The sequence below is a fragment of the Burkholderia sp. HAN2018 genome (genome assembly GCF_024704855.1).
Taxonomy (GTDB): Bacteria; Pseudomonadota; Gammaproteobacteria; order Burkholderiales; family Burkholderiaceae; genus Burkholderia; species Burkholderia cepacia.
The window spans coordinates 1-6,131 of the sequence record NZ_QOBB01000325.1; the positions used below are offsets into that span (position 1 = coordinate 1).

General features: G+C 63.6%; 7 protein-coding genes and 2 pseudogenes. 8 read left to right on the plus strand and 1 reads right to left on the minus strand.

What is annotated here, in order from left to right; translation table 11 throughout:
- The 8 genes and pseudogenes from DPV74_RS38130 to DPV74_RS38165 all read left to right on the plus strand — a co-directional run.
- A pseudogene (locus tag DPV74_RS38130) lies at positions 1-555 on the plus strand (anti-sigma factor); the annotation flags it as partial.
- Between the two features lie 242 nt (positions 556-797).
- A complete protein-coding gene (gene rpsF / locus DPV74_RS38135) occupies positions 798-1,172 on the plus strand; it encodes a 30S ribosomal protein S6 (protein ID WP_006402295.1) in 375 nt (124 codons plus the stop codon).
- Between the two features lie 40 nt (positions 1,173-1,212).
- Positions 1,213-1,512 (plus strand): primosomal replication protein N, encoded by a 300-nt coding sequence (priB, locus tag DPV74_RS38140; RefSeq protein WP_011657069.1) that lies wholly within the window; start codon positions 1,213-1,215, stop codon positions 1,510-1,512.
- Between the two features lie 4 nt (positions 1,513-1,516).
- Positions 1,517-1,792, plus strand: a complete 276-nt coding sequence (rpsR, locus tag DPV74_RS38145) for a 30S ribosomal protein S18 (RefSeq protein ID WP_006486248.1) — start codon at positions 1,517-1,519, stop codon at positions 1,790-1,792.
- 27 nt (positions 1,793-1,819) lie between these two features.
- Positions 1,820-2,272, plus strand: a complete 453-nt coding sequence (gene rplI, locus DPV74_RS38150; protein WP_021156519.1) for a 50S ribosomal protein L9 — start codon at positions 1,820-1,822, stop codon at positions 2,270-2,272.
- 135 nt (positions 2,273-2,407) lie between these two features.
- Entirely contained in the window at positions 2,408-3,790 is a 1,383-nt protein-coding gene (locus DPV74_RS38155; RefSeq protein WP_006486249.1) for a replicative DNA helicase, read from the plus strand.
- Positions 3,791-3,928: 138 nt separating this feature from the next.
- On the plus strand, positions 3,929-4,555 hold the full coding sequence (locus DPV74_RS38160) for a DUF47 domain-containing protein (RefSeq protein ID WP_006478627.1): 627 nt from the start codon (positions 3,929-3,931) through the stop codon (positions 4,553-4,555).
- Between the two features lie 10 nt (positions 4,556-4,565).
- Positions 4,566-5,576: an inorganic phosphate transporter gene (locus tag DPV74_RS38165; protein ID WP_059687391.1), complete on the plus strand. Its 1,011-nt coding sequence runs from the start codon at positions 4,566-4,568 to the stop codon at positions 5,574-5,576.
- A 137-nt stretch (positions 5,577-5,713) separates the two neighbouring features.
- Here the strand turns inward: DPV74_RS38165 and DPV74_RS38170 are convergent.
- Positions 5,714-6,131, minus strand: a pseudogene (locus DPV74_RS38170) (peptidoglycan endopeptidase); the annotation flags it as partial.

A 6,131-nucleotide genomic window follows, 5' to 3' on the forward strand; every position in this document is an offset into this window, starting at 1 on the left:
CGCCCGGCCACGGCCGGCGCCGGGCCGCGCTTCGCGGCATTGCCCGGCCTCGGCTGGGGCGTCGCGTTGCTGGTGGCGCTTGCCGCGGCCGGCGGGATGGTGGTGTCCGCGCGTCACGCCGACACCGATCGCACGATCGACGAACTCGTGTCGAGCCACGTGCGTGCCGACCTGTCGGCACGCGACATCGACGTGATCTCGACCGACCGGCACACGGTCAAGCCGTGGTTCAACGGCCGGCTCGACTATGCGCCGCCGGTCGAGGATCTCGCGGCGAACGGCTTCGCGCTGCTCGGCGGCCGGCTCGACTACGTCGGACGCCGCCGTGTCGCGGTGCTGGTCTACCGTTACCGGCAGCACGTGATCGACGTCTATGTGCGGCCGGCCGGGGAAGGGCCGGGGGCGCCGTACTCGACCGTGTCGCAGGGCTATGCGCTCGACCGCTGGGATGCGGCCGGGATGACGTGGTGGGCCGTGACCGACGCCGAGCCGTCGGCACTTGCGGCATTCAGGACCGCGCTCGACGCGCGGCTGGCCGGCACGCGCAGCGAATGACGCCACGACGGCGGGCTGCGGGCCCGCCGCACGCTTGCGTTCCGACCCTGACCGGGGAAAAGGCCGAAGAACGGTCCGGCTGTCCGGTCTCGCCCCTTCAAGTCTTTGAAAACATGGCCGAATCCGCGCGCCAATCGTCGATTGGTCTTGCATGCGCCCCGTATCCGGGTTAGAATCTTCGGCTTCTCACTTGCCACACCGGTTCAGACGCCCGGGTGGCTTTAATCCACAAGGAGTGTGTAATGCGTCATTACGAAATCGTATTCATCGTGCACCCCGATCAGAGCGAGCAAGTGCCCGCGATGATCGAGCGTTACAAGACCACGATCACGTCGCACGGCGGCCAGATCCACCGTGTCGAAGACTGGGGCCGTCGCCAACTGGCCTACATGATCGAGAAACTCGCGAAGGCTCACTACGTCTGCATGAACATCGAGTGCGACCAGACGACGCTCGACGAACTCGAACACGCGTTCAAGTTCAACGACGCCGTGCTGCGCCACCTCATCGTCAAGATGAAGAAGGCCGAAACCGGCCCGTCGCCGATGATGAAGGAAGTTCAGCGCGAAGAAGCCAAGAAGGCGGCTGCAGCTCAGCCGACCGAAGCGCAGGCTTAAGTTCGTCATTCATTAAGCCATCAAGGAGCGCGCCACTCACGTGAACAGGTTGCAATTGACGGCAAGCGTCGTCGAACGCGCACCGGTGCGATATACGCCGGCAGGTGTTCCGATCGCAAGCGCCACATTGCATCACCGCACGGAAGTCGTCGAAGCAGGCATTCCCCGTCAGGTCGAAATGACGATCGAGGCGGTGGCGGCCGGTGAGGCGAGCGGCAGGCTGGAAAGCCGTGAAATGGGCGTCGAAACGCTGTTCACGGGCTTCCTGGCAAAGAAAAGCCGCAACGCGAGAACCTTGGTGTTTCACATCACAGCATTGCAGGACATTGGAAAGGACTGAAATCATGCCCCGCCCGACTGGTAAGAAATTCGACAAGCGTCGTCAGCAACAAAACCCGCTCTTCAAGCGCAAGAAGTTCTGCCGTTTCACGGCCGCAGGCGTCGAGCAGATCGACTACAAGGACACGGAAACGCTGAAGGACTTCATCGGCGAAAACGGCAAGATCACGCCGGCGCGTCTGACGGGTACGAAGGCGCACTATCAGCGTCAGCTCGACACGGCAATCAAGCGTGCGCGTTTCCTCGCGCTGCTGCCGTACACCGATCAGCACAAGGCGTAACTCGGCGACGCCATAAGGAGAATTCGAATGCAAATCATTCTGTTGGAAAAAGTCGCCAATCTGGGCAACCTCGGCGACATCGTCAAGGTCAAGGACGGTTACGCTCGCAACTTCCTGATCCCGAACCGCAAGGCTCGCCGTGCAACGAAGGAAGCGATCGCCGAATTCGAAGTGCGCCGCGCTGAACTCGAAAAGATCGCCGCTGAAAAGCTGGCAGCATCGCAGGCAGTCGGCGAGAAGCTGAACGGCCAGTCGTTCGAAATCACGCAGAAGTCGGGCGTTGACGGCCGTCTGTTCGGCTCGGTCACGAACGGCGACGTCGCGGAACTGCTGAAGAAGGCAGGTTTCGAAGTCGAGAAGCTGCAAGTTCGCATGCCGGAAGGCCCGCTGAAGATGATCGGCGAGCACAACGTCCAGGTCGCGCTGCACACGGACGTCGTCGTCGACGTCACGATCAACGTGATCGGCGACCACGCGTAAGCGTATGCAAGCTTTCCGGGCGGCTTCCGTCGTCCGGACAAGGGCAGGCGCCCGGGCAACCGGGGCCTGCCTTTTTTATTGCCCGATCGCCGGAGCGGTAGCGCTGCCGTGATCTATTCGCGATAATCCCAACCCATGAACGCGCCGCAAGATCCCCAAATCGAATCGCTGAAAGTCCCGCCGCATTCGGTCGAAGCCGAACAGTCGGTGCTCGGCGGCCTGTTGCTCGACAACGCGGCATGGGACCGGATTGCCGACTTCCTGTCGCAGGGCGATTTCTATCGCTACGATCACCGGATCATCTACGAGCACATCGGCCGGCTGATCGCGTCGACGCGCCCAGCCGACGTCGTGACCGTGTACGAAGCGCTGACCACGTCCGGCAAGGCCGACGACGTCGGCGGCCTCGCGTACCTGAACGCCCTCGCGCAGAACACGCCGAGCGCCGCGAACATCCGCCGTTATGCGGAAATCGTGCGCGACCGTGCGGTGCTGCGCCGGCTCGTGTCGGTTGCCGACGAAATCTCGGCCGATGCGTTCAACCCGCAGGGCAAGGAAGTCCGTCAGCTGCTCGACGAGGCCGAATCGAAGGTGTTCTCGATCGCCGAAGAGGGCGCGCGCGGCAACCAGGGCTTCCTCGAGATCGGCCCGCTGCTCACGCAGGTCGTCGAGCGCATCGATACGCTGTACCACACCGCGAACCCGAGCGACGTCACGGGCACGCCGACGGGCTTCGTCGACCTCGACCGGATGACCTCCGGGATGCACGGCGGCGAACTGATCATCGTCGCGGGACGACCGTCGATGGGTAAGACCGCCTTTTCGATGAACATCGGCGAATACGTCGCGGTCGAGTACGGGCTGCCGGTCGCGGTGTTCTCGATGGAAATGCCGGGCACCCAGCTCGTGATGCGTATGCTCGGCTCGATCGGCCGGCTCGATCAGCACCGGATGCGTACCGGTCGCCTGACGGACGAGGATTGGCCGAAGCTGACGCACGCGGTGCAGAAGATGAGCGAGGCGCAGCTCTTCATCGACGAGACGGGCGGCCTGAACCCGATGGAATTGCGCTCGCGCGCACGGCGTCTGGCGCGGCAGTGCGGCAAGCTCGGCCTGATCATCGTCGACTACCTGCAGCTGATGTCGGGTTCGTCGCAGGGCGAGAACCGCGCGACCGAAATCTCGGAAATCTCGCGATCGCTGAAGAGTCTCGCGAAGGAACTCGACGTGCCGGTGATCGCGCTGTCGCAGTTGAACCGCGGCCTCGAACAGCGCCCGAACAAGCGTCCGGTGATGTCCGATTTGCGCGAATCGGGCGCAATCGAGCAGGATGCGGACGTGATCCTGTTCATTTACCGTGACGAAGTTTACAACCCGGACAGCCCCGACAAAGGCACGGCTGAAATCATCATCGGCAAGCAACGTAACGGCCCGATCGGCCCCGTTCGACTCACGTTCCTGGGGCAATACACGAAGTTCGACAATTTTGCGGGAGCGCAGACTTTCTACGGCGAGTAGCGCCGGTTGTAAAGCCCTAAATCGCCAAACGTTGTATCCAATCCCGGCGTGCGCATGTGCGCGCGTCGCGGCGCGACCGAAAACGGTACAATGTCGCCCGTTTTCGTGACAGTAGTTTGACAATCTCTCAGGAATCCCATGTTCGGTCGATTCATGCCCACCGAGGGCAAGTTCTTTGAACTCTTCAACGCGCACGCGAAGCACATCGTTTCCGGTGGCCGCGAGCTCGAACTGCTGATCGACAATCTCGCCGACGCCGAGATTCACAAGCAAAACGTGCAAATTGCCGAGAAGGCCGCTGACAAGCTCACGCACGAGGCGATCGATCTGCTGCACAAGACTTTCATCACGCCGCTCGATCGCGACGAGATCCACAAGCTGATCACGACGATGGACGACATCCTCGACCTGATGGAAGACGTCGCGACCGCCGTGTCGCTGTACGACGTGCAGTCCGTCACGTCCGAGGCGAGCCAGCTCGCGCACATCGTCACGCAGTCCGCCCAGCACGTGCAGCAGGCGGTCGGCTTGCTGTCCGACATGAAGCAGTCCGCGCAGATCCTCAAGCAGTGCGAGGAGATCGACCGCTGGGAATCGGAGGCCGATCGCGTGCTGCGCGCGGCGATGTCGAAGCTGTTCCGCGAGGAAGACGACGTGAAGACGCTCATCAAGCTGAAGGCGATCTACGAGCTGCTCGAAGAGATCACCGACAAGTGCGAGGACGTCGCGAACATCATCGAAGGCATCGTGCTGGAAAACGCCTGAGCGGACCACGATGCATTCGATACAACTCGCCCTCTGGATGGTCGCGACGCTGGTGCTCGTCGCGCTCGTATTCGACTTCATGAACGGCTTTCACGACGCGGCGAACTCGATCGCCACCGTCGTGTCCACCGGGGTGCTGAAGCCCCAGCAAGCCGTGGTGTTCGCGGCGGCGTTCAACGTCATCGCGTATTTCATCTTCCACCTGAAAGTCGCGCAGACCGTCGGTAAAGGCACCATCGACCCCGAGATCGTCGACCACTACGTCATATTCGGCGCGCTGGTCGGTGCGATCGGCTGGAACGTGATCACGTGGTACTACGGGATTCCGTCGAGCTCGTCGCACGCGCTGATCGGCGGCCTCGTCGGCGCGGCGCTCGCCAAGTCGGGCTGGGCTTCGCTGAACATCGACGGGTTGCTGAAGACCATCGCGTTCATCTTCATTTCGCCGCTGCTCGGTTTCATCCTCGGTTCGCTGTTCATGCTCGGCGTGTCGTGGCTGTACTTCCGAACCGCGCCCAGCAAGGTCGACCGGCGCTTCCGCCGGCTGCAGCTGCTGTCGGCCGGCTTGTACAGCCTCGGCCACGGCGGCAACGACGCGCAGAAGACGATCGGCATCATCTGGATGCTGCTGATCGCGAGCGGCTACGCATCGGCCACCGCCGATGCGCCGCCCGCGTGGGTGATCGGCGCGTGCTACCTGTCGATGGGCCTCGGCACGCTGTTCGGCGGCTGGCGCATCGTGCGCACGATGGGCCAGAAGATCACGAAGCTCAAGCCGGTCGGTGGTTTCTGCGCGGAAAGCGGCGGGGCGATCACGCTGTTCATCGCGTCGTTCCTCGGCATTCCCGTATCGACCACGCATACGATCACCGGCGCGATCGTCGGTGTCGGTGCGACGCAGAAGCTGTCGGCCGTGCGCTGGGGCGTCGCCGGCAACATCGTGTGGGCGTGGGTGCTGACGCTGCCCGCAGCCGCGCTGTTCGCGGCCGGTGGATGGTGGCTCGGCCATCAGATCTTCTGATCGCCAGCACTGTCGAACGGACATGAAATGCGCCGCAAGCCGAAAGGCTGCGGCGCATTTTCCTTTTGGGGCAGCGGAAATGTGCGGCGAATGACGGGTTTGTAGTCGCGCGTGTTCGCAGGCGAAGGCGAAGCGGGCTAGTAACTTCCGTTCGCGAACCGGGCAATCGGATCGTCTGCGGTGGCGGTACGCGGGCTGACGGGGGCCGATTGCGTCGACGCGCGCAATACCTGCACGGGGGCTGGTTCGGTGCCGCGCGGTGACGTCGTCGCGATGGCGGGTGGCGGCTCCGCATCGAAGGCGGCAGCCTGGGCGGCCGTCAGTGCCGTCGTCGGAATCTGGGTGCCGACCTCGGCCGGACCGGCTGGCGCTGCATTCGCGGTCATGGTGGCGGCGGCTGTGCCCGTGCTGTCGCTCACGGAAGTTGCTTGCTGCTGAGCCGTCTGCATGCGCGGCGGCGGAGGTTCATACGGGTCGGCCGACGCGGCTGCGGGCGCGGCCGCGGCGGTCGACACGGCCTGCGCGGCCGGCACGACCGGGGCAGGCGCCCGGGTC

What these genes read in the sequence shown, in the direction of transcription:
- rplI (WP_021156519.1), top strand. Translation starts at nt 1,820, where the DNA reads ATGCAAATCATTCTGTTGGAAAAAGTCGCCAATCTGGGCAACCTCGGC.
- DPV74_RS38155 (WP_006486249.1), top strand. Translation starts at nt 2,408, where the DNA reads ATGAACGCGCCGCAAGATCCCCAAATCGAATCGCTGAAAGTCCCGCCG.
- rpsR (WP_006486248.1), top strand. Translation starts at nt 1,517, where the DNA reads ATGCCCCGCCCGACTGGTAAGAAATTCGACAAGCGTCGTCAGCAACAA.
- DPV74_RS38160 (WP_006478627.1), top strand. Translation starts at nt 3,929, where the DNA reads ATGTTCGGTCGATTCATGCCCACCGAGGGCAAGTTCTTTGAACTCTTC.
- rpsF (WP_006402295.1), top strand. Translation starts at nt 798, where the DNA reads ATGCGTCATTACGAAATCGTATTCATCGTGCACCCCGATCAGAGCGAG.
- DPV74_RS38165 (WP_059687391.1), top strand. Translation starts at nt 4,566, where the DNA reads ATGCATTCGATACAACTCGCCCTCTGGATGGTCGCGACGCTGGTGCTC.